Source organism: Erysipelothrix sp. HDW6C, from assembly GCF_011299615.1.
Taxonomy (GTDB): Bacteria; Bacillota_I; Bacilli_A; order Erysipelotrichales; family Erysipelotrichaceae; genus Erysipelothrix.
Map to the genome: position 1 here is coordinate 2,123,161 of NZ_CP049861.1, position 22,539 is coordinate 2,145,699.

At 38.9% G+C, this 22,539-nt stretch carries 19 protein-coding genes; 4 read left to right on the forward strand and 15 right to left on the reverse strand.

Going from position 1 to position 22,539, the window contains the following annotated elements:
* Window positions 1-9: 9 nt before the first annotated feature.
* The 5 genes from G7062_RS10145 to G7062_RS10165 all read right to left on the reverse strand — a co-directional run bounded on the left by G7062_RS10145 (window position 10) and on the right by G7062_RS10165 (window position 3,520).
* A complete protein-coding gene (locus G7062_RS10145) occupies window positions 10-717 on the reverse strand; it encodes an ABC transporter permease (protein ID WP_166065808.1) in 708 nt (235 codons plus the stop codon).
* Complete coding sequence (locus G7062_RS10150) at window positions 710-1,621, reverse strand: ABC transporter ATP-binding protein (protein ID WP_166065809.1); 912 nt, start codon at window positions 1,619-1,621, stop codon at window positions 710-712. Before G7062_RS10150 ends, G7062_RS10145 begins: the two co-directional genes overlap by 8 nt.
* A 7-nt stretch (window positions 1,622-1,628) precedes the next feature.
* A complete protein-coding gene (locus tag G7062_RS10155) occupies window positions 1,629-2,303 on the reverse strand; it encodes a response regulator transcription factor (protein ID WP_166065810.1) in 675 nt (224 codons plus the stop codon).
* 118 nt (window positions 2,304-2,421) lie between these two features.
* Window positions 2,422-2,646, reverse strand: a complete 225-nt coding sequence (locus tag G7062_RS10160) for a helix-turn-helix transcriptional regulator (protein ID WP_166065811.1) — start codon at window positions 2,644-2,646, stop codon at window positions 2,422-2,424.
* Between the two features lie 112 nt (window positions 2,647-2,758).
* Window positions 2,759-3,520: a hypothetical protein gene (locus tag G7062_RS10165; RefSeq protein WP_166065812.1), complete on the reverse strand. Its 762-nt coding sequence runs from the start codon at window positions 3,518-3,520 to the stop codon at window positions 2,759-2,761.
* 167 nt (window positions 3,521-3,687) lie between these two features.
* Between G7062_RS10165 and G7062_RS10170 the strand changes: the two genes are divergently transcribed.
* From G7062_RS10170 to G7062_RS10180, 3 genes are all read left to right on the forward strand, one after another.
* A complete protein-coding gene (locus tag G7062_RS10170) occupies window positions 3,688-4,965 on the forward strand; it encodes an HdeD family acid-resistance protein (protein ID WP_166065813.1) in 1,278 nt (425 codons plus the stop codon).
* 57 nt (window positions 4,966-5,022) lie between these two features.
* On the forward strand, window positions 5,023-6,147 hold the full coding sequence (locus G7062_RS10175; RefSeq protein ID WP_166065814.1) for an AI-2E family transporter: 1,125 nt from the start codon (window positions 5,023-5,025) through the stop codon (window positions 6,145-6,147).
* Window positions 6,148-6,213: 66 nt separating this feature from the next.
* Window positions 6,214-6,711 carry an LURP-one-related/scramblase family protein gene (locus G7062_RS10180; protein ID WP_166065815.1) on the forward strand — a complete coding sequence of 166 codons (498 nt, stop codon included), beginning with the start codon at window positions 6,214-6,216 and terminating at the stop codon, window positions 6,709-6,711.
* A 16-nt stretch (window positions 6,712-6,727) separates the two neighbouring features.
* Here G7062_RS10180 and G7062_RS10185 read toward each other — a convergent pair whose 3' ends face one another.
* The 10 genes from G7062_RS10185 to G7062_RS10230 all read right to left on the reverse strand — a co-directional run bounded on the left by G7062_RS10185 (window position 6,728) and on the right by G7062_RS10230 (window position 20,905).
* Window positions 6,728-9,316: a collagen binding domain-containing protein gene (locus G7062_RS10185; protein ID WP_166065816.1), complete on the reverse strand. Its 2,589-nt coding sequence runs from the start codon at window positions 9,314-9,316 to the stop codon at window positions 6,728-6,730.
* A gap of 141 nt (window positions 9,317-9,457) precedes the next feature.
* Window positions 9,458-10,105, reverse strand: a complete 648-nt coding sequence (locus G7062_RS10190; RefSeq protein WP_166065817.1) for an SIS domain-containing protein — start codon at window positions 10,103-10,105, stop codon at window positions 9,458-9,460.
* Entirely contained in the window at window positions 10,095-11,072 is a 978-nt protein-coding gene (locus G7062_RS10195) for an ROK family protein (RefSeq protein WP_166065818.1), read from the reverse strand. The genes G7062_RS10190 and G7062_RS10195 overlap by 11 nt, the downstream gene beginning before the upstream one ends.
* Window positions 11,073-11,117: 45 nt before the next feature.
* Window positions 11,118-12,047 carry an ABC transporter substrate-binding protein gene (locus tag G7062_RS10200; protein ID WP_166065819.1) on the reverse strand — a complete coding sequence of 310 codons (930 nt, stop codon included), beginning with the start codon at window positions 12,045-12,047 and terminating at the stop codon, window positions 11,118-11,120.
* 29 nt (window positions 12,048-12,076) lie between these two features.
* Entirely contained in the window at window positions 12,077-13,078 is a 1,002-nt protein-coding gene (locus G7062_RS10205; protein ID WP_166065820.1) for an ABC transporter permease, read from the reverse strand.
* A gap of 4 nt (window positions 13,079-13,082) precedes the next feature.
* Window positions 13,083-14,591, reverse strand: a complete 1,509-nt coding sequence (locus G7062_RS10210) for a sugar ABC transporter ATP-binding protein (protein ID WP_166065821.1) — start codon at window positions 14,589-14,591, stop codon at window positions 13,083-13,085.
* Window positions 14,592-14,699: 108 nt separating this feature from the next.
* Window positions 14,700-16,124 carry a hypothetical protein gene (locus tag G7062_RS10215; protein WP_166065822.1) on the reverse strand — a complete coding sequence of 475 codons (1,425 nt, stop codon included), beginning with the start codon at window positions 16,122-16,124 and terminating at the stop codon, window positions 14,700-14,702.
* Window positions 16,114-17,121, reverse strand: coding sequence for a sensor histidine kinase (locus G7062_RS10220; protein WP_166065824.1), 1,008 nt, complete (start codon window positions 17,119-17,121; stop codon window positions 16,114-16,116). Before G7062_RS10220 ends, G7062_RS10215 begins: the two co-directional genes overlap by 11 nt.
* Before the next feature lie 8 nt (window positions 17,122-17,129).
* Window positions 17,130-18,677 carry a helix-turn-helix domain-containing protein gene (locus G7062_RS10225; protein ID WP_166065825.1) on the reverse strand — a complete coding sequence of 516 codons (1,548 nt, stop codon included), beginning with the start codon at window positions 18,675-18,677 and terminating at the stop codon, window positions 17,130-17,132.
* Between the two features lie 146 nt (window positions 18,678-18,823).
* Window positions 18,824-20,905, reverse strand: a complete 2,082-nt coding sequence (locus G7062_RS10230; RefSeq protein WP_166065826.1) for an InlB B-repeat-containing protein — start codon at window positions 20,903-20,905, stop codon at window positions 18,824-18,826.
* A 212-nt stretch (window positions 20,906-21,117) separates the two neighbouring features.
* Here G7062_RS10230 and G7062_RS10235 point away from each other — a divergent pair, with 212 nt between their 5' ends.
* Window positions 21,118-22,539, forward strand: coding sequence for a helix-turn-helix domain-containing protein (locus tag G7062_RS10235; RefSeq protein WP_166065827.1), 1,422 nt, complete (start codon window positions 21,118-21,120; stop codon window positions 22,537-22,539).

Sequence of the window (22,539 nt, forward strand, 5' to 3'; positions counted from 1 at the left end):
ACGGCCTCCTTAATGTGACTCTTTGAATAGAACATAAGACAAGATTACAGCAGATGCAAGGGATACCATTGTAATGGACAGTGCAATAAGAAGCGACGCACCACCACCTGAAATGATATTTTGCATCATATCCCCTAATGAGAAATTAAGAATAATTCGTGCAACACGACTGTACATTGCATTGGTACGCAATGTTGAGGAAAGACTTTGTCCCGTAAGCGCAAGATATGCTAACAATGACATCGACGTTGTATGCGTAAAGACTACCGCGACACCCGAAAATGCAATAGCGCAAATGATTCGCAGCATTCTAATTATTGTAAGTAGGTATACTGCTTGAATGTTGGTATCATTTTGAATGAACATTGTATACTGCATGACACTTAAGTAAATACTAAACACGATATAGTAAAACAACAGCCATAGAATACTAATGATTAGTTTTCCAAGGATATAGGACAACTTTGAAACGTTCATACTAAGAATGCTGCCCAGTGTACGATTCTTGGTATCCGCAAGATACACATAAGCAAAGATTGGCGTAGCAATGATGAACCACACCAGATTTTGAAATTCATAACCCGCAATAGCGACATCAACCTCACCACTCACGGATCCAATGGTAAGCAAGAGAAACAGACACGATGCGATTACTACTAATCGCACACTTTTTGTTCGACGCAAACGGTACAATTCCGCTTTAATATAATTAATCATACACATCACCCGCGATTAAGCCTAAGTAGTAATCATCGATTGCAACTTCCTGCACATAAATACCAAAAATACGAATGCCGTTATCAACGAGTGTCTTCGCAATGATATCGGGCTGATCAATAAAACTATAGAGTACCAGTTCTTTATCCATACCAACACGATAATCTGTAATCCCCAGCTGCTGTTCGAGAATTAAGCATGTCTTTTCGGTTGCATCAACTTTGAGGTGCAGGACTCGCTGACTTTTTAACTCCAAGTGATGCCGCTCAATCGTCTCTAAAATGCGACCATTATGCATGAAGCAAAACTTCGTACAGAGATTTTTAAGGTTTCCTAAGGATGTCGAGGAAATCAAAACTGTTGTTCCGAAGTCTTCATTTAAACTTGCGACCAAGCGCCAAAAATTTATCGACGCCTGTGAGTCAAGGCCTTGTGTAGGTTCATCAAAAATGAGAATATCTGGATTTCCCATAATCGTTGCAGCCAGTTTCAGCCGTTGTTTTTTCCCTACACTTAGATCGCGATACAAGATATCATGCATCTCGAGATCTAAAAGTCCCATAACACGTTCTACTTCGCCACGATCGAAAATTCCTTTTGCCTTTCGAATGTATTCCAAGTTCTCAAATATCGTAAGTTCGGAAAAGAAATTATCATTCAATACATAGCCGATATTCTTCCGTTCAAGACTTGTAGCACCATATCGATAATTGCCCTGAATCACAACATCTCCGGATGATTTGGGTGTCATGCCGGCAATTATTTTAAATAGCGTCGATTTACCAGCCTCATCTTTACCAATAAACCCACAAATTTCCCCGCGGACTATCGAAAGATTGACACGACGTAATGCCTCGGTTCTCTTGTAATGCTTGGTTACCATGTTAAGTTGAATTATAGCCATCTGTACCCTATTCTATGCTCATTTTGAAGCCAATTCCCCACACTGTTTCGATCATTTCATTATCACCGGTTATTGCTTTTATTTTCGTTCTTAATCGTGATATATGAACGGTGATAGTATTATCGTCACCAAAATATGGTTCTTCCCATATTGTTTCATAAAGATTTGATTTTGTAAAAACACGGTTTGGATGTGACAACAGAAGGCATAACATGTCATGTTCCTTTCGGGTTAAATCCATGCACTGATTATCCAATGATATTTCATATGTGTCCGAACGAATTTCAAATCTACCAACGCGATTTGTCGTTACCATCTCACTTGCACCGTGTTTTCTTAATAATGCACTTACTCGCGCAATAACTTCTTTTGTTTCGAATGGTTTTGCAATATAGTCGTTCGCCCCTAACTCAAGGACATCCACCAAAACAGAGACGTCATTTTTCGCGGTTATCACAATGATAGGAATTTGGGACTGCGTTCTAATTTTTGTAATCAAGGATTCTCCAGAAATACCTGGAAGCATGAGATCAAGAACAATCAAATCGAACGACTCACTTGCAAAGAGTCTCAAGGCTTCTGTCCCAGAAAACACTTGTGTCACCGTGTGCAAAGGTCGCAACAACTCGTGTAACATATCATTTATAATATTGTCATCCTCAACCACTAATATTCTTGCCATAAATACTCACCATCCACATTTCCATCATTATATCATATCTGAAAACCTTCTCCTCATTCAGCATTGCAAATAAAAAAGCGCCTTAGCGCTCTTGTTTCATCTTTAGATCATAATCAAACTATGCTTCGTCTTCGGTTCCCAAGTAGAATATTTCTTCTACTGGTACTCCAAAATACTCAGCGATTTTTAATGATGATGTGATGCTTGGCAAAAACTTACCTTTTTCAATCGCATTGATTGATTGTCGGGAAATCCCTACAATATCTGCTAATTGTTGTTGGGTAATCTTACCATTTCCAGTTCGAAACTGTTTTAATTTATTCAATACTATTTTTTCTTTCATAATGACCCCTCATGTAAACTTAGTTTGACGCATCTATCATATGTATTTTTATGAAATAAGTCAAGTTTAACGACCTACATAAAGAAAATCACATGTTTGGACATGTGACTTCTTATTTTGATTTTGGAATTTCAAGAATTTCAGGTGCTTGTTCATAAATCGCAAGCATATAACGGTTATCATGGTCACTCTCGTAAATTATTTTCTCAAATGTAAATAATACGATTGTTACTGCGGACTTTCCAGATGCGTCAGTTTGTTTACTCTCTATGCCAAGTGTCCCTTCAACGATTTCAATTATTGCATTATCATAATCGACTGAAAGTAGTTCTTGTTTTACTGCAGCAATCGCGTTGGGTAATGTATCCAATTCCACCATTTTTTTTGCAATTTCAGAATTATCATTTGAATCTGAGTATTGCTTTATCATTTCTTCTCTTTTTGTTTGATAGTCTTCCAAGGACGATGTTGTCACATGGCGTTTTTCAGTTTTCTTCCCATCAACGGACATCATGATGTCTACTACAGAATAAACAGTGTCCTCAATGATGTAAGCTGATGACCCTTCAAATTGCGATTTTCGAACACTGCCCTTGGGATCGATTGTAACTTCGTTTTGAATTTTTGAGTCACTCTCTTTTGATGATGAGACAAAGGACAATGTATGGATGGAGTCAAAAGTATCAAAATAGGCATCCAGGAATTCATGTGCACTTTCATTGGTAGAAAGTGCCTTCTTTACATCTTGTAAAGTCATCGCCGCAATAAAGTTCTTGGGTTCTGAATAGCCTGTTTCGGGAAGTTGTTCCGATTGAGTTGATGAGCATGCTGTGAGCAATATCAATGCACTCAGCAAACACGTTATTCGTTTCATGACTTTCACCTCGGTATCTATTACTGCGATACTCTATCATGACACGCTTGTAATTTCACCAAATTGTCACAAAACGACTGATTAATGTCTTTAATGGCATCAATTTTACACTTTGAGGCGCATATCGTTTATAATTTACATATATATAGAATGTGATGAGGGTCAAAATGAAAATCAAATACTACAACCATATCCAATTTCTAGTCATCGGACTAATTTTAATCGTCATGGGCGGATTTATTTTTTCTCAACCGCTATCGGCAACCCGATCAATGCTTAATCTCTTTGGAATGCTCTTTATTCTAATTGGGGTCATTCGTTTTACTGGCTTTGTGCTTTCATCAATCTTTAAGTCACACGAAAACAAACCCCAGAAATATGAAGACCTATCCAATGCGGTTGGAAACATTGTATTTGGATTAATTATTATCAATACACCAGGTATTCAATTGCGATTATTTGTTACATTAATTGGTGCTTATGCGCTCTTCTTTGGCCTCATTCTTGGTGTAACTTATTTGTTCTATCTTAAGGATGGTGTAAGCGGTCGCCTCCCAAAATTAATTTTAAGTCTTTTTTATTGTGCGTTTGGTATCACCTTTCTTCTTGCCCCAAGCCAACTTTTAGCACAAGTTTTTGACATCATTGCTCTATTCCTTATTTTCTATGGGTTGATGTATATCAAGGAATTCTTACAGGCCATCCTGCCAGATTCCATCGCACAAAAGTTTAAGAGTCGCATTCGCATTACCATGCCAGTAATGTTTGCCGCATTTTTACCTAAGCTTATGTTGAACAAGATTGACGAAGGTACCACTTCTGATACAGATACGATCCTTCATGAGTTTGTACGCTCTGAGGATGCTGATATCGAAGTCTTTGTACACGTCACAGAAAAAGGTACTGGAATGATTGGGCATGTCGATATTTGCTTTGAAGATGAACTGATTTCATACGGTAACTATGATCCTGCCAGCTATCGCCTCTTTGAGTCAATTGGGGAAGGCGTACTGTTTACCGCAAATGCACACGATTATGTTCGCTTTGTAACTAAAGATACAAAGAAAACTCTCTTTGGATTCGGTGTAAAGCTAACACCGCAACAAAAAGAAAATGTACGCAAACGTATTGCGGAAATTAAATCCGATACTTACCCATGGAATTTTGAGGACCGTGAGAACAAGGATGAACTCTACCTTCACCAACTGAGTGAATCCGTAAGTTCTCGATTCTATAAGTTTCACCGCGGAAAGTTTAAAACCTATTTTGTTTTCACAACAAACTGTGTCCTTTTGGCCAATCGTATTATGGGTACTGCTGGGCTCGATTTGTTGAAAATTAATGGTATTATTTCACCAGGAACATATTATGAATGTCTCAATCGGGAGTTTCGATCCGGGCGTTCTTTAGTCGTTTCGAGAAACGTTTACCAAAATAAAGAATAGTGTTTGTTGTTACGCAACACTGTTTCGTTTATGATGTACATATTAAGGAGTTCTAACATGAACAAAATAAAACATTTCTTCACAAATACCATTCGCGATATGGGCTTCATTCGAGGACTCATTTCAATCCTGATTCTTGTCGTTATCTTCTCAATTTTGTCGTATACTAGTCCGATTTGGGGAAGTTGGTTACGACTCGTCAGAAACGCACTACAACCATTCGTTGTCGCCTACATTGTCGCCTACGTTCTTTCACCACTCGTGAAACTCATTGATCGCAAACTAAACAAACGAGGGTTATCGATACTTATTGTTATGATTATTTCTGTACTTGCGGTTCTTGCCTTTATATTTATCGCCCTACCAAACATCTTTTCAGAAATCAACACCCTGCTCCAACTCAGTGTTGATTCAATTGGACGCATTGTCGCTTCATTACAAGACTCCAACTTCTTTGGGCTCGGTGAAACATTACAAGGCATGAATATTAATTTGATGGATTACATTAATATTTCTGAGATTGCCCGTTATGCTGCGCGTATTATGACTGATTCCAGCGCATTCCTTATTGGCTCTTTAGTATCTGTAGTCTCAGCTTCGCTCAACGGTATTGTGATTCTAATCATCACCATTTACTTCCTTACAAATGAAGAGGGTGTTAATACGATGCTCAAAAAAGGGGCTGGTCTAATTAGTCCAAATCTCCCAATGTACCTTCAACGTGCAAATGTCGAAGTTCGCAGTTACATAAACGCTTTTGGAATCGTAATGCTTTCCAAACTGCCGCAATATATGCTTCTATTTTTCCTCATTGGACACCGTAGTTGGTTCTTGCTTGGGGTTCTAAACATGATCGCGGTCATTATACCTTACATTGGACCCGTTTTGGTCAATCTTGTTTCACTACTCACAGCCTTTTCCCAAGGTACCGTTCAAACCGTTGGGACAATTGGGATCATTGGATGGTCATCATTTGTTGATCAATATCTTATCACTCCTAAAATCTACGGTCAGAACATTAATGTTAATCCCTTACTCCAACTCTTCGCAGTGTTTGTGAATGCAACACTCTTTGGCATCGTCGGAGTCGTGATCGCAATTCCACAAGTTCTCATTATTCGAAGTGTATACAATACATATAAAGAATTACACGCAACAAACGAAGAACATCAAACCGCCTAAGGCGGTTTTTTTACCTTCCACAGCAAACCAAGAAAATGATATAATTGAAAGATACTAGGAGGTCACATGAAACTTTACATAAAACAAAAAGTATTCTCAATAGGAGAGAAATTCAATGTCGTTGATGAGTATGGGGAAACTCACTTCTCAGTCGAAGGAAGTTTTTTTCGGATCCCAAAACAATTTTTAATTTACGATCGCAATAATGTGCAAGTTGCAACAATCGATCGCCAAATGTTCCGCCTGCTTCCACGTTATGATATTCACTGTGATAATGGACCAACTATAACCATCAAACGTGAGTTTACGTTCTTCAAAATGAAATTTGTTATTGAAGGAGTCGATTGGTTTTTCCAAGGAGACTTTCTTGATCACAACTATGACGTACTTACGGGAAACCAACCCATCATGCAACTCCGAAAACACTGGTTTACATGGGGTGATAGTTATGAGTTGAAGATCGATAAAGCAGAGAATGCATTGTTATCACTCTGTATTGCAATTGTTGTTGACAGCGAAATTGAAAGAGATCGTACTTCAAGTAGCTCTTCAAGCAGTAATTGACAGAAATTAACGCACTTTATCTTAAAGTGCGTTTTCTTACGTATATACAAAGGATGACACCAATAGCCGCTACTATAGCCGCAATACGTTGATTGTTTATTGATAGTCCTGTACTCGGCAAATCTCTTGAATCATTACGAACTTGAATGTGATATACTCCCGTTCCTTTATCGACTCGCGTATCAACAGTAATATCTTCATCTAATGGACGATACCCTTCTGGAGGTTGTATTTCTTTGAGGGTATACACCTCTAAAGCATCTACAGTCCATGTTGTTATCCCACCATGTTGTAGTTTTCCAGCAATAAGATTCCCTGATTGGTCATACAATTCCAATTGATGCGGAAGATCAATAATGTCTTCCGATACTCCATCTATCTTTGTAGCAATAATTTGTACAGATCTGCGATTGTTTAATAGATTCTTTTCAATCACAACGTTGGGTGTCTTCGGATCAGAATACGGGACATGAATCGTGTGAATTGTTTTGTCTAACATGTAGCCATAGATTGTTTCCTTCTCAACCAATAAATATGATTTCTCAACATCCAAATTCGGGAACGCAGTAAATCCGTATTGGTCCGTTTTTACCTCCACAAATGCGAGTTGCTTAATCAGGCTTTCATAAGGGAGAGTTTGGGTTGTGACATTGACTTCATAAAGCGCAAATGTGACGCCACTTATGGGTGTATTGTTTTTTGCATCTTTCTTATAGACGTGTATTTCTCCCTGCACCTTTTCATTCTTAAATACGAGCGGATACGTCTTTAAGTGCTCACTGATTTCAACAATTTGAATGGGATTGCTCCCCAGTATATACGGACTCTCGACCGCTATCTCCTCAATAAAGTATTGACCATAAGGCAGATTCTCAATGATTACTTTCCCTGAGTCTGAGTCAGTTGTATAGTCTCCCATTGGCCTCATGTCTGCATCATACAACCTAAATGTCGCTACGAGTGGTACCTCATCTGCTTCCGAAACTTTAAAAATTTCAATACTGCCGCGAATGCGGTCATTTTTGATGAATAGCGAGACAGTTTCTTCGGGTTGAGTAATTGAAAACGGAATCTTATCTTCAAGTATTTGATAGCCTTCTGCTGTTTCATATTCCTTGAGATAGTACTCACCATAATCTAAATCATTGGATATTGCTGTTCCATCTGCTCCAGTCGTCACTATTGCAACACACTCTTCTGACCTATTCATGATTTCAAAAGCAACACCAGTTAACAGTTCTTCATTCTCACCATGTTTAATCACCCGTAGTTTACCGGTAATAACAGGGTTCATGTGACTTCGATAAATTGTTGTATCCGCAATAATATCCACATAATAAACCGTATCATCCAGTTGGTGCCCTGGTGCCTCTTTTACCTCTTTGTAGTAGATTCGCTGACCATGTTCCAGATTTTCAATGCGCAACATACCCATTGTATCCGTTGTTCCTTTAGCCACTATTGTCTCAAATGTAGGCGAGTCACTGAATACATAATGAACACCTTCCAAAACAGATCCACGATCATTGGTCTTTGTAATGGCAATTGAACCTTTTTTAAAGTTGAACCGAACTGCGACATTGACCGCTTCATCAAGTTTCAATATACCCGCTTGTTGTGTGTTCCCATTGGAATACACGTATGACTCCCCCAATTCACTGTGCTTCTTAACCATACTCAATTGAGCGTTGTTCTCGACTACCTTAACACGCAAGGTGCTTTGTGAGTGCTCAATAACTTCTAGACCTTCTTGTGAGCGAATTGAATAGTCAGTGAGTGTGCGATCAGAGAGATCTATAACCTCACCCACGCTCACAGTTTGCTGCGTTCTATCCCACACGGGTCTATCATCGTGTGCTGCGATCAATCGGTTTATTTCTCTTATTTCACGTTGAGGATTGCGAGTCCCATAGGTGTGGAAATTCCACCCTAACGCCTCTAGAATTAGAATTTGCGTTGCCCATCTGTAGTCTGGGGTCTGATGTCCTTCAAACGTGTAACCATAATTGGCAATACGCTGAATGTGGGTTTTTTGACTTTCACTGATTTGGTATTTTAAACGACTCTCCATAACACGTAATTCTTGCAGTTTCTTTAACGAAACTGGAAACCCATTGGATGTGCTCACATTAAGAATTGATGGCTCTAAACAATAACCAACCTGACCGTTAATTGTTACTTCCGTAATATCAATATCCACCCAATAGAATGAAGGGTTATCTCTCCAGTAAAATGAAGTATTGTATGACAATACTTCACCGACCTGTACTACTGCATTTCCATGATCTATTTGTTTACTGCGAGATGCGGGTTCAATGACTATAACTGAACCATCGAGCATCGCAATAATCTGATAATTTTCAGAAAAGGAAGAAAGCACTTCACGATCTGGCAACATTTCATAACGAGCAATAATCCGATGCCCTTCGTCCGTAAACTCCAGTTTTCGAGTTGAGTCGGTGTCCAGTTCAGATACCTCAACGCCAAACTTGAACTGCCTTAACGTCGTCGTATCACCATCCAAATAGTAAGTCACTTCAAAGTCTACAGTTTCGTTTTCACTCACATATACTTCGTCGTCATTGGCATGAACTGCTGGTATCATGGTAACGAATCCTAACAGCAAGGTAAAAATGACCAGTGTACCCTTTCTCAATTTCCTTCTCATTATCAACACTTTCCTTTCTCAGTACTCTAAACTCTTTAATTCGAACTAGAGTTCCTAAAGAAAAAACCTCCGAAGAGGTTATGCATCAAACATTTCTGATTCAATGTATAAACATAAAAAGTGATAAATCGCAAGATGAAATTCTTGAACTCTGTATGTTTCATTTGCGGGCACAACGATACACATATCGCTTAATGTCACCAATTGTCCCCCTGTTTTACCTGTTAGTCCAATCGTATGCAAACCCTTTACATTGGCAGCTTTTATGGCTTGGGCGACATTCTCAGCCTGACCGGAAGTACTTATTCCAATTAGGATATCGCCTTGATTTCCAAGACCCATAATTTGTTGTGCAAAGATGAGGTTTGGATCAATATCATTAAGCGTGGCTGAGTTCAAGGCATTATGTTGGTTAAGAGATATCGCGGGAATCCCTTGTTGTAGCTTTTGGGCAACATCATAACCAGAGTCACCATACATTGTGCGGTATTTTTCTTTAAAATCTTCCGGTAATGGGCGCAACTTATCGAACCCTTTCATTAACTCTCCGACAATGTGATCAGAATCCGCAGCGCTCCCGCCGTTTCCACACAAGAGAACCTTTGCACCATTTTGAATTCTTTCCGTTAATGTACGTGCCAGTTCATTTAACTCAGACGTCAGTGGTTTTAGTTTGGGATTATCGTCATAAAAACGATTGATAATAAATTCTGTATTACTTTTCATGCATTAACTCCTTTTCATAAAAATAAGATGCAACAGTCAACGAGGCAAGATCACCAATTGATTCACCCAGCTCACTTGGAACAACTGTGCATGCATCAGCAGCATACATAAGTGCTTCTTCTTGGATGATTGCTTGTGATGGTTCATAAAGATGATTCACATTACGTGCATAGATACTGCCAATAACAATGCGTTCAGGATTCAAGATATCAATAATCATTGATAGACCAATGCCCAGATTCTTACCAATATCATCCATAATCCCTAGCGCTGTTGAATCGCCGCGATTAGCGGCAAGCCCAACGTCTTTCGCACTCACTGCCTTAATATCTTGTGCCCATGGGATGATGAGTCCCTGTTGCCGTTTGGCAAGCAGCACACTTTGCGCATATTGAGCAATGCCACCACCACTACAAAAGCCTTCAAATGAGCCTCGTTTTCCATATCCAACAGGACCTTCTGCAGCAAGACGCACATGGCCGATTTCTCCTGCCATATCCGATGCACCCTCATATAAACGTCCGTTTAAAATAAGACCTGCACCCATTCCTGTTCCAAATGTCATGAAGACCATTGAGTCAGTTCCTTTTCCTGCGCCATACATCCATTCTGCTAATGCACCCGCATTGGCATCATTGCAAAGACGTGTTGGAATTCCAGTGGCATCCATAAAGTACTTTACGATTTCAACACGATCCCAACCAATGAGGTTGGGGGGTGAAAGAATCAAACCATCCTTCGAATTTAATGGACCACCACAACTGATGCCAATTGCTGCAATCGTGAGTTCACGACGAAGAATATTCACATCAGAGCGGAGATTCTCAAGCATTTTTGTAACTGTAAATGATTGTGTTGTATAGGTGTCCATTTTTTTGATGATTTCCAATGTACCATCAACAACACACCCCAACGAGACACGACAGGTCGTACCGCCAATATCAATTCCAATATAGTATGTTTCCATCTTGCACCTCTTTTATTTTGGCAGCCTCAATGAGGCTGCCATAGTTTATTGCGCGTTTTCTTTGTTTACTACTGTAACTCCTGTATCAAAGTAATCACTTGAGATTGTTTCACCTTGGAGTGCTTTGACTGCAACCTTGATGCCTTCATAACCCATTACATCGGGATTTTGAACCATTGTAGCCAATAAACTGCCATCTTTAATTAAACTAATAATTGTATCCGAAGTATCAAATCCAACAGCGATTGCTTTTCCTTGTGATTCAACAACTGCATTTCCTGCACCAACTGTTGATCCTTCGTTGGTTCCGAAAAGTCCTACAGCACCGTTTGTAATGAAGTTTGTTGCAATATCTTTTGACTTGTTGACATCACCTTCACCATATTGTGTTTCAAGAACTTTAAATTCAGTACCATCAAATGCTGAACGGAATCCTTCTTCGCGAAGATTTGATGAAGCCGTTGCTGAGTTTGTACTTACAACACCGATATTTCCAGTCGTAACACCTTTTTCCTTCAACGCATTGATAAGTTCTTCACCCGCAACTTTACCAGCTGCTTTGTTATCAGTTGCTAATGTTTGAACTGCATCAAAGTTTGCTGCGGAGTCAACATAAACAATCTTAATACCTTCAGCCTCAGCTTCTTTCAAAGCGGATGTTACGGCATCGGGTCCATTTGCTGCAAGAAGAATTGCATCTGCACCACCAGCGATTGCATTGTTGATTGCTTCGATTTGTTTCGCATCATCTTTAACATCCGGTGCGAGCCATGTGAATTCTACATTTCCTAATTCTTGACTTGCTTTTTCTGCACCTTCTTTTAACTTAACCCAGTGTTGATCCATTTGGTCCATGGTAATCAGATAGATTTTATATTTTGTATCTGTTGATCCACCATCACCTTTCGAACATCCTGTTAGTACCAATAAGGATACTAAGAGCACTGCTAATACTTTTTTAAATTTGAGTTTCATGATTTGTCCTCCTACTCAATTAAAAGCCTTTATTTTTTTGAACCTTTTCGTCCACCACGTCTTAACACAACATCCAAGAGAACGGAAACGATGACGATGATTCCAATAACGATATTACGGATTGCAACAGGTGCCCCAACGAATTGAAGTCCATTTTGGAGTACGGCCCAGATTGATGCACCCACAACCGTTCCAATGAGGAGTCCTTGACCACCCAAAGTACTTACACCACCAATAACCGATGCAGCAACGGCAAAGAGTTCATACCCGTTCCCCGCATCCATTGCGCCCATTCCACTTGATGCAGTAGTAATAAATCCAACAAGTGTTGCACAAAGTGCACTGACTACATATACCGTCACTGTTGTTGATAAAACATTCACACCGGATAAACGCGATGCCTCAACATTACTTCCGACAGCATAAATATAACGTCCTGTTCGCGTTCTTCGCAGAATGAAGTTAAATATTAGCCACACAACGATGGCAATCCAAATGGTATTATAAATACCTGCCGTTTTTCCATAATAGAAGAAATCTCGGAAACCTTGAGCGGTTGCTCCAATTGAATCAGTGTTGTAGTTATTGTTTACGATTTGCGCAATACCACGGGCAATTGTCATCGTTCCAAGAGTCGCAATGAATGGTGGCAACTTTCCCTTTACTACAAGTAAGCCATTCATAATGCCAAACAGAATACCAACGATGGTTGTGATGATTAGCGCAACCCATGGGTTAACACCTTTTGTCATTAAAGTTGCAGAAACCATACAGCTCATCCCAATTACAGAACCAATCGATAGGTCAATATTTCCAGTAATCAAGACATACGATTGTCCAATCCCAATCAAAAGAATGGGTGCAATTTGACGTAACAAGTTGTTTATATTCCGAGGTGAGAAGAATACTGGGTTCATCATCGCAAATACAAGACACATTACAATCAATCCAACGGTGACCGTGACGACCTGCCCAATCCCGCGTGTTGATTTAATCCGTTCAATTTTATTCTTTATTAATGAGTTATTCATATTCTTACTCCCTTACTTCGTGCTTATTTTCAAACTGTGTTGCATACTTCATAATTTCATTTTGGTTTGTTGCTGCAGTATCCAAACTCGCGGTCAATTTCCCATCACACATAACCAGAATGCGATCACTAATCCCCATGACTTCTGGCATCTCTGATGAAGCAAACAGTACGGCAACACCATTCTGTTTTAACTCATTCATGAGATTGTAAATTTCCACCTTTGCTGCGACATCAATTCCCCGTGTTGGTTCATCAAATATCACGACATTGGATGTTCGTGCGAGCCACTTAGCTACCACGACCTTTTGTTGGTTTCCACCGGACAAACTATCCGCATTTGCCTCAGGTGATGACAACTTGATATGCAAGTTATTCACTGCATCTTCAATCATTGTTTGTTCTTTTTTCTGATTAATCACACCGAGTGCATTGGAAATCATATCCAAGTTTGAGAGCGCAATGTTTTCTCTTATACTCAATTTTGTACAGAGTCCATCATGCTTGCGATCTTCAGGTGCCAAGACAATCCCATGCGCTATTGATTCAGCGGGAGACTCAATTGATATTTCTGTACCATTCAAGAGAATTCGACCGCTGTCTTTAGCTTCAATTCCGAATAACGCTCGCGTCATCTCCGTGCGACCGGCGCCAACAAGTCCAGCGATTCCGACAATTTCACCTTGTTTGAGTTCAAAACTAATGTCGCGAACGAGGGGACCAGCATTCAGAGACTCTACTTTTAACACGGTTTCACCCAAGGGAGTTACCACCCGTGGAAATTTCTCTTCAATTTCGCGACCAACCATGTTCTCGATAATAACTTCGATATCCATATCCTCAAGAAGGCTTGTCGTAATGTATGTCCCATCACGCATAATCGTGACACGATCTACGATATGTTTGAGTTCTTCCAAACGATGTGAGATATAAACAATTGCTGTTCCTTCAGCCTTAAGTTCGTTGATAATTCGGAAAAGTTCTTCAATTTCTTTAACCGATAATGCTGAAGTTGGCTCATCCATAATCAGTACCTTTGCATTCATTGACAATGCTTTTGCAATCTCAACCATTTGCTGCTTCGATACGGAAAGGTCTCCAACATAATCTTCTGCATCCACATCAACACGAAGTTTGCTAAGGATATCATTCGCCATTTTATTCATTTCACCTTGTGCATTAATACCATGTTTCGTGATTTCGCGTCCAAGGAAAATATTTTGCGCAACCGTTAAATGTTGGCACATATTCAATTCTTGGTGGATTATTGCAATCCCTAAATCTTGCGCTTCTTTGGGAGTTAATGATGTTATCTCTTTTCCAAATACGCGAATCGATCCCTCATCTTTTTGATGAATCCCTGACAAGATTTTCATTAAGGTTGACTTTCCAGCCCCATTTTCACCAAGGAGTGCCATAACCTCACCTTCATTCAAAGTTAGCTGGACTCCTTTGAGTGCGTGAACACCTGGGAAATATTTATGTATTCCCTTCATTTCTACTGCAATTGACATAAAAAACCACCGCATTTCTATCTTTTGTTGTTTGTACTCAAATGATAGCATCGCAATGGCTTCAATGTTAGGGGTTTAGATTTGGGTTTGGAGGGGTAGTTTTTAGGTTTAGTACATTTCTAATATTTTTGTGTCATAATCTGCTTCAACAATTTCTTCAACGACACATCCATCATTGATTACAACCATCCGGTTAGAAATATAACGTGTATCGGAAACACTGACTGCAAAAACCATAACAGTAATTCCTTTTGAACGCATCTGGTTGATGAGATTAATGATATCGTGACGCAAGTACATATCCGCATTTGCGAATGGTTGAAATATTAAAACTAATTTTGGATTATAAATTAATGCCTTGTAATAAACCAATTGAAATAACTGCGCAGTTGTAGCGTTGTGAAGATGATCCATATCAATAACATCTTTCAAAACCGTTCCGTACTCTTTACGGATACTGTCGTGTGTCTTTTTACGAAGCCATTTCGTTGGAATTTTCTTAACCAATCCTAGCGTTAAATTATCAAGATAAGAGAAGTCTCGAAATAAAAACGTTTCCAGAGGATTCTCAGGAATAATAAGTACGTCGTTACGGTTCACGTGTTTCATAACGCGATTCTTATCGGCACTTGGTTCTAGAATGGTACGTGCAAGATCTTGTAGCACGTTCTTTTGACGATCGAGAACAACGACACTCTCTCCTGCGTTGACGGTTAATGTAAAATCGCGAAGATAGTCTGTGGTTACGCTGTTCCACTCCACCAATGTCTTGGCATGGTGGTGAATCGCAATGTTTTTACCCAACGCTGCAAAGTTGAGACTGAAACGCGCCATGACTTCGTCACTGTAGTCTTCTTTATACAAATGTTTAATGATAAAGCCATATTCAATTAATATAGTGCGATCAGCGATTTTAAAAATTTCTTCGTGATGATTGCAGATGTAACAAAAAGAGATATTTCGCGACTTAAAGTAATGCATGAGCGATTGCACTTTTTGCACATCCTCACTCCCTAGTATATTGCTGATATCGCGAAGGATAATAAGCTTCGCACCAGAATATACGGCTTTTAGTAGTTCCACGACAAAACGCTCATATGCTGTAAGGTCATCGACAATCTCCGTACCCACCAACGTCAAATCCACCGCCTGTGCTAAGGGGCGGAATTGTTCGAGCATTTCTTTTTCATTGATAATATAACGATGCTTCACAGAATTAAATACGAAGATATTATCTAAAACACTAAAGCCTTGAAACAAGGTGCTTTTGCCACCCAACGTGACAACTGCAGGATTTTCACGACCATCACTATTTTGGTGATGATTCACAACACGCCCATTAAAATATACCGTTCCATAATGAATGGGAACATTACGTTCAATGACCTCAATAAGGTTTTCTTGACCATGACTGTTGATAAAGAGCATGCCAAATATCTCACCTTCATAGATTCGGAAACTCATTTGATCTAAAAATGACACACCACGTTGCACCACACTTAAACGATCAACCATAAGCAACTCATGCTTCATTTTGATTTCCCCCTAAAGGCAAACTAATTTCAACATCAGTACCAACATTTGGAGTGCTGTATAAAGTCATTCCGTAACTCTCACCAAAGATTAATTTAATGCGGTTGTTGACGTTAATGAGCGCAATACCACCCTCACGCCGATCATCATTCAGATATTTGCTGGAATTATTGCTGATACGATGACGCAATTTTTCAAGTTCACCGTATGACATTCCAATGCCATCATCACTGATCGTAATAATAATTCGATTTTCAGTTAACACAAAGCGAATGCGAATCGTTCCTTTACCAATTTTCCGTTCAATCCCGTGAAATACTGCATTTTCAACAATGGGTTGTAGCAGAAGTTTGGGAATTTCTTTATGCAAAACATAGTCGCGATCACTGGGTTCAATCATCACTTCCATGTTTAACTTATCACCAAATCGAAACTTCTGAATCGTCATATAATCATTAATGTGGTTCAATTCATCTTGAATTGTTACATACTTCTCAATTTTCGAAATTGTATAACGGTAGAAAGTTGCCAATTTTTCCGTTACGTTGGCAACTGAATCAACCCCCTCAATCAACGCTTCACTGCGAATACTTTCCAAGGTATTGTAGAGAAAATGCGGATTGATTTGATTTTGTAGCGCAAGAAACTCCGCTTGCTTTTTTGTCGTATTTATCATTTCTTGGTCATTAATCATCTCTACTAATCGAAGCATCACCGCTGCATACTCCGGTGAGAAAGAGTATGCCGATGTATTAATATCATTGATTGTATAGCCATTAATCACAAGTCCTAGTGTCTTCTTTACCATAATATAGGGTTTAACGACATAGTAATTAACGACAAATGCGTATACTAAGAAAATGGGGATAAATATGAGTGTAATCAATCTTCCATCGGGAATAATTAGTAGCGTGACAATGAATGTCGCCAACAGAATACATAGAATGAATGCAAAAATCTTTATTCGTTCTGATACATATGGTGTATTTCGTTTCATACTACCTCCTATGCGTGAATCTTACGATATTCACTTGGTTTTAATCCAGTGTACTTCTTAAAATTCTTTGTAAAATGCTTGGGGTCACTGTATCCCACATACACACAGATATCCGCAATACTCATTTGCGTTGATTCAATAAGTAATTTGGCTTGGTTCATACGTACTTCGAGTAGGTACTCTGTAAAATTCTTACCCTCTTCTTGTTTAAACAACTGACTAAAGTACGAACTGTTAAGATTAATATGTTCACTTACTTGCGTTAATGATAATGCTTCTTGATAATGATCCTGTATGTATTGCTTGGCAATCCGGATCGGTTTTACTTCCAAGTGTTGTTTTTGTTCTATGATTCCACAAATAAGTAGTTCCGTTTCCTGAATCATAACTTCAATTTGTTCGTTATATGTTGATTTATATGCCATTTTTGTTTTTACATTTCCAAATATAAGGACGCTGCTGTCAATATCGCGAAATTGCATAAAAGCAATTTGCATCGCATCTACGATTTCACGAAAAAGGCGATGTACTTGATAACCTTTGAGATTCGTAGCTATTGAGAGATCGTGGGCCAAATCATGCATCAAATTTGAAATCCGTGTTGCATCCAAGTATCGGACACCGTCTTCAAGTTGTCCAGCATACTCCTGATACACAGCATCCAAATTGCTTGTCTGTTGTAGTGATTCAAAAGCTAAGACGCTTTCGTGTGCAATATAACGTTGCATCACACACTGCTTTAAGATTTGAATCGCTTTCTCAAGGTGTGGAAGTGATGCTGTTATTGGCCCAACACACAGCGACATGGATACTTCATGATGTTGTTCCAAAATGTAAACAGCGTCAAGGTAACGATTTCGAATCGTTGTTGAAGGATCCTCACCACTGTAAAGCATAAAGAGTATCAGCACATTGTTTTCAGATTGATTCGTACCAAAAACTACTGTTTGGTGATTGTTAATGAGAGTTGTAGTCATCTTTGAAAGCGCTGAATTGCAATCATCAATCAATCCATCAGCGCTAACAATAATTGGAAGATAATTGTATTCGCCAAACTGTAGTGCCACTTCGTTTCGGTTACCATAATAGAGATCATGAACCATACGATTTTGTATGAGTTCTCTTTGTTTTGAAACATGGGATCGGATGGCTTCATTCTCAATATGCTGCGACTCTTGCTTCAATACTTTGTCTTTGATACCAAGTAGTGTCTCATTGAGTTCCTCTTGATTGACGGGCTTTAGAATATAGTCACTTACCCCAAACTTGATCGCACTCTTTGTATATTCAAACTCAGAGTATCCACTAACAATAATAAACTCAACATTTGGTTTGATCGCTTTAATCTTCGATATCAATTCAATACCATCGTACCCAGGCATACGGATGTCTGTAATAACGATATCGACTTCCCCATGAATTACTTTGTCATATGCTGCTAAGCCATCATGTTCAAAACCAACAAACTCGAGTTCAAGTCCTTCCCAATCAATAAGGCGATGAATCAAGCGACATACCAGCACTTCATCATCAAATATTCCAACTTTGAGCATCATTTACCTCCTGATTATAAATTCATAATCTTAACATCTAGGGTCATTTTATCATAGATTCATTTTAATGCATGAACAAGTAGTTTCTCATTCACGATTGTTCAGAAAAAAACCATTCGTTTCATCAACGAATGGTTACAAACTTTTCTTTATTTTTTTGCGTATTTTTTTCGAATCTCTTGAGCAAAGAGAATAGCGATTCCAGCAATAATGATTGTAATTGCTAGCGAACTGTCTGAAACTCCAGTCGCTGGAAGCATCGGCGTTTGTTCATTAGGTACATCCGGTTTCACTAGATTAATCGGTTCTTTGGGCTCAAGCGGGCGAATTGGATCGACAGGATCTGATGGTATTTGTCCACCTTCACTCACAATGTGCACTGTAACTTCAATTTCAGTCACTGCTGCTCTTGAAGCCAACATGATCGTTACTTCATAATCTCCCAGTTTTGAGAAATCAACTGAGGCAAAATTCGATGCAATTCTCACATTACCCGTTGCTGTTGCACCAATATCCGTCAAGAATTGAGCCTCAGAAACAACTGTATTTATATTATAACTGACAACAGTGCGTTCAACAGAAAGCGAAGGTTCTATAATCGGTGTCGATACTTCCCATTTCGCATACAACGTGACATCTTCTTTTACGCGATCATTCTCAAAGTCCCATGTTTCACGGAATTCTTCATCAGTAAACCACCCTGAGAAATCATACCCTTCGCGTTGTGGATTTTCAGGTCTATCCACGAGTTGGTTGTAGTCAACAGTTATCGGATCAACGATACTTCCACCATTACTCTCAAAGGTTACAGTTGAAGCCTGACGTACAATATTCGTCACATCCGTGGTGCTTGTAATCGGCTCATATTGATCCCCTGCAGCGTAGCCACTCTTCCACATCAAGTCTAAATTAAACGCATCTCCCTCAAACGTATCGTCTAATTTTATATTGATTGTACGGGTAATTGAGGAACCCGGAGTCAGTACATAATTGTTTGTGTCTTCTGCAATGATGGTTCCATAATATCCGTGCGGGTGTTCTTCCCACATAATGTCACCATCAATGCGGTCATTAAGGATAAGTCCCGTTTGTTTTGGAATAAATAGATAGAAGGAGTTTGCTATGTTTGACTCATTTTTAATGGTTAGTGTGTAATCAAAGTCTTTGTTAATTTCGACACTTTCCGGTGCTACTGCGATACTACTTGAAGTCAGTGGAAATGCCCAACCAGTCTTCTCTTGACGGTAGTAACCCTCAGCTGTTGACTCACCAAATTTTGTAGCAAACATAAAACTGTAGTCTACCGTCTCATAATCACCATTTTGTAGAGGTGCATTTTCATTTTGGTAGTAATCATAAGTAAAAATAATACCTTCTGAATATTCTGATCGATAGAATTGTCCAGCATACGTTTCCTTAATGGTAGGATCACTCCAATCATTGACTACATCCGTTCCAAAACTGAAACCTACTGCTCGAATATCGAAATTCGAGATGCCTTCTGCCTCAAGTTTAGCATTAACGTCTTCTATAGAATATTTGAAACTTGAAGTATCCACGAGATTAATAGTCACTGCATAATCATCGTCCTCACCTGTTTCAAGATTACGGTACAAAACACGTACGAAGACGCGACCATTTAACTGTGTACCTGCCTCATCCCAAAACTTAATAGACGGGATATTAATGCTATCAAAGTTAAAATTGCTATTTTGCATTTTTCCTTGCCATGCCGAAGTCTTAAATGCATAGAAATAGTGTGAGTTGGTTTGAATGATATCACCTGGTGTTAGTGCCATATCCATCCCAGTAATTGTATGAACAACTTTATCACCATATTTTGTATTTACACGTGGTGAATCCACAACTACCTTGGGATACAACACAAACTCTTCAGGTTTCGGCTTATCACGTCGAATTGCGGATACAGCATCTGTATTCTCATCAGATACTTCTGATTCAATGACCGCTTCCTCTTCTGTAAACGTATCATCGAGGTCCTGTTCAAGCTGATTATTCTCTTCAAAATCTTCAGAGATTTCTTCCTTTACGCTCTCATCTTCTTCAAAGTCCTCAACCGGAAGTGCTTCTTTGCTCTCGTCCACTTCAACAACTTCATCAGTGCTACCATCTGATTCAATGGTTGCAAATACTGGACTGCCTGCAAATATTAATACAGCGCACAATGCAATTGCAAGCCAATTTTTATATGTTTTCTTTATTGATTTCATAACATTACCCTATTCTTTCTCTTCGTGCCCCCCACAGTCATTAACCAATACGTTACCTATAGATTATATTGAATAATAGATAAACCACACATTCATAATTTTCCAAAATATAGAATTATTGAATACTTGATATCGCGATTCTTATTGTTCAATATACATACTGATTACTGACGTTGTGCTATCATTTAAATCGAAAGGGAAGTGTGTGGTTTATGTGGAAATTTAAAAACAAACAATCTGAACGTCATCTTTTTATTCTTCAAAGTATTTTTTTGAACCAACAACCACTTACACTAAAGGAACTCTCACATCTCCTAGAATGTGATATAAAAACAGTCCATTCAACAATACGTGATATCAACAATTTCTACTCAGTTCCAACGATTCACATCGACCCCAAAACCCAACTTATCTTTAGTGATGAAACGAGTGACTTTTTCCCACGAGATATCTTTTTAAGTTTTTACGAGAACACGCGGGAATTTGAAATCCTAGAATATATATTCCTTAATGGTCCTGTCACCTCAAATGATGTTTGCGAAAATTTGTTCATTAGTGACTCTACACTCAATCGCTACCTCAGTCACCTTCGTAAAAACCTCAACAATTATGACATCACAATTGAGCACAATAACCTCCACATAATCGGTAACGAACTTTGCATCCAAAACTTTTTTGTTCAGTATTATTATGAGAAGACATCCTGCACTATGTTTGATGATTTTGAAGCAGTCCAAAAAGTTATCTTTTCAATGTTCAAGCGCGTTACTGCAGATGAGCGTTATATACTATTTCGCCCTTATTTTAATTACTTTCGATGGATTATCTTTGTTGCACTCGTACGTGTATCTAAGGGGAATTTAGTCCCGCTTGCCGGGGAGCTATCCGAGCCATTAATTCTTGAGGACTTTATTCTTGATACAGAGTTTATGCAACTCAATCATTATTTTGGAAGAAAACTACAAAAGATAGATTGCCTCACTGATTTTGCTGCACTCTTTTTCAAAGAAACGAACACAACGTATCAAGCTCAGTTGCATGAAATGTATCAAGCATTTGATAGACTTTTCGAACTCGATCTATCCGAATCATCTTTGCTTTCAATTAGTAACGCTCTCTATGGAGTTCTAATGAGTTACTTTGGGAAATCATACTTCCTCTTTAATACCAATCTCTATCGATTTAATACCTTAATGCGTCACTTTCCAACGTCACTCGAATTAACACACAGTTTAATTGCATCACTATTTGAATCGCTCGGAATCAAGGATCATGATCGTCTTTATGATTTTATAATCCTTATACTCGATTATACACCCGGCATTTATGAGTCTTTCCAGAAGCACGAAAAAAGAGTGGCTGTAACACTCTTTCTTGTCACAAATACCACCCATGCGCATTTCATTTTGCGATTATTGACCGAACGTTTCTCAAACCTCGCTACATTCACACTTGCTGATAGCAATACACTTCTCACTGAACACGAGGTCGACGAAAGCATTGTAATCGCTGACGTCGCAACACTAAAATCAGAGAATTTGCTCATCATTGAAGCGGGACTCATTTATTCAGAAATGCCACGAATAAAGCATTTTCTCGTTGAACAGCGTAATCAAGAACTCTTGCGAACTTAA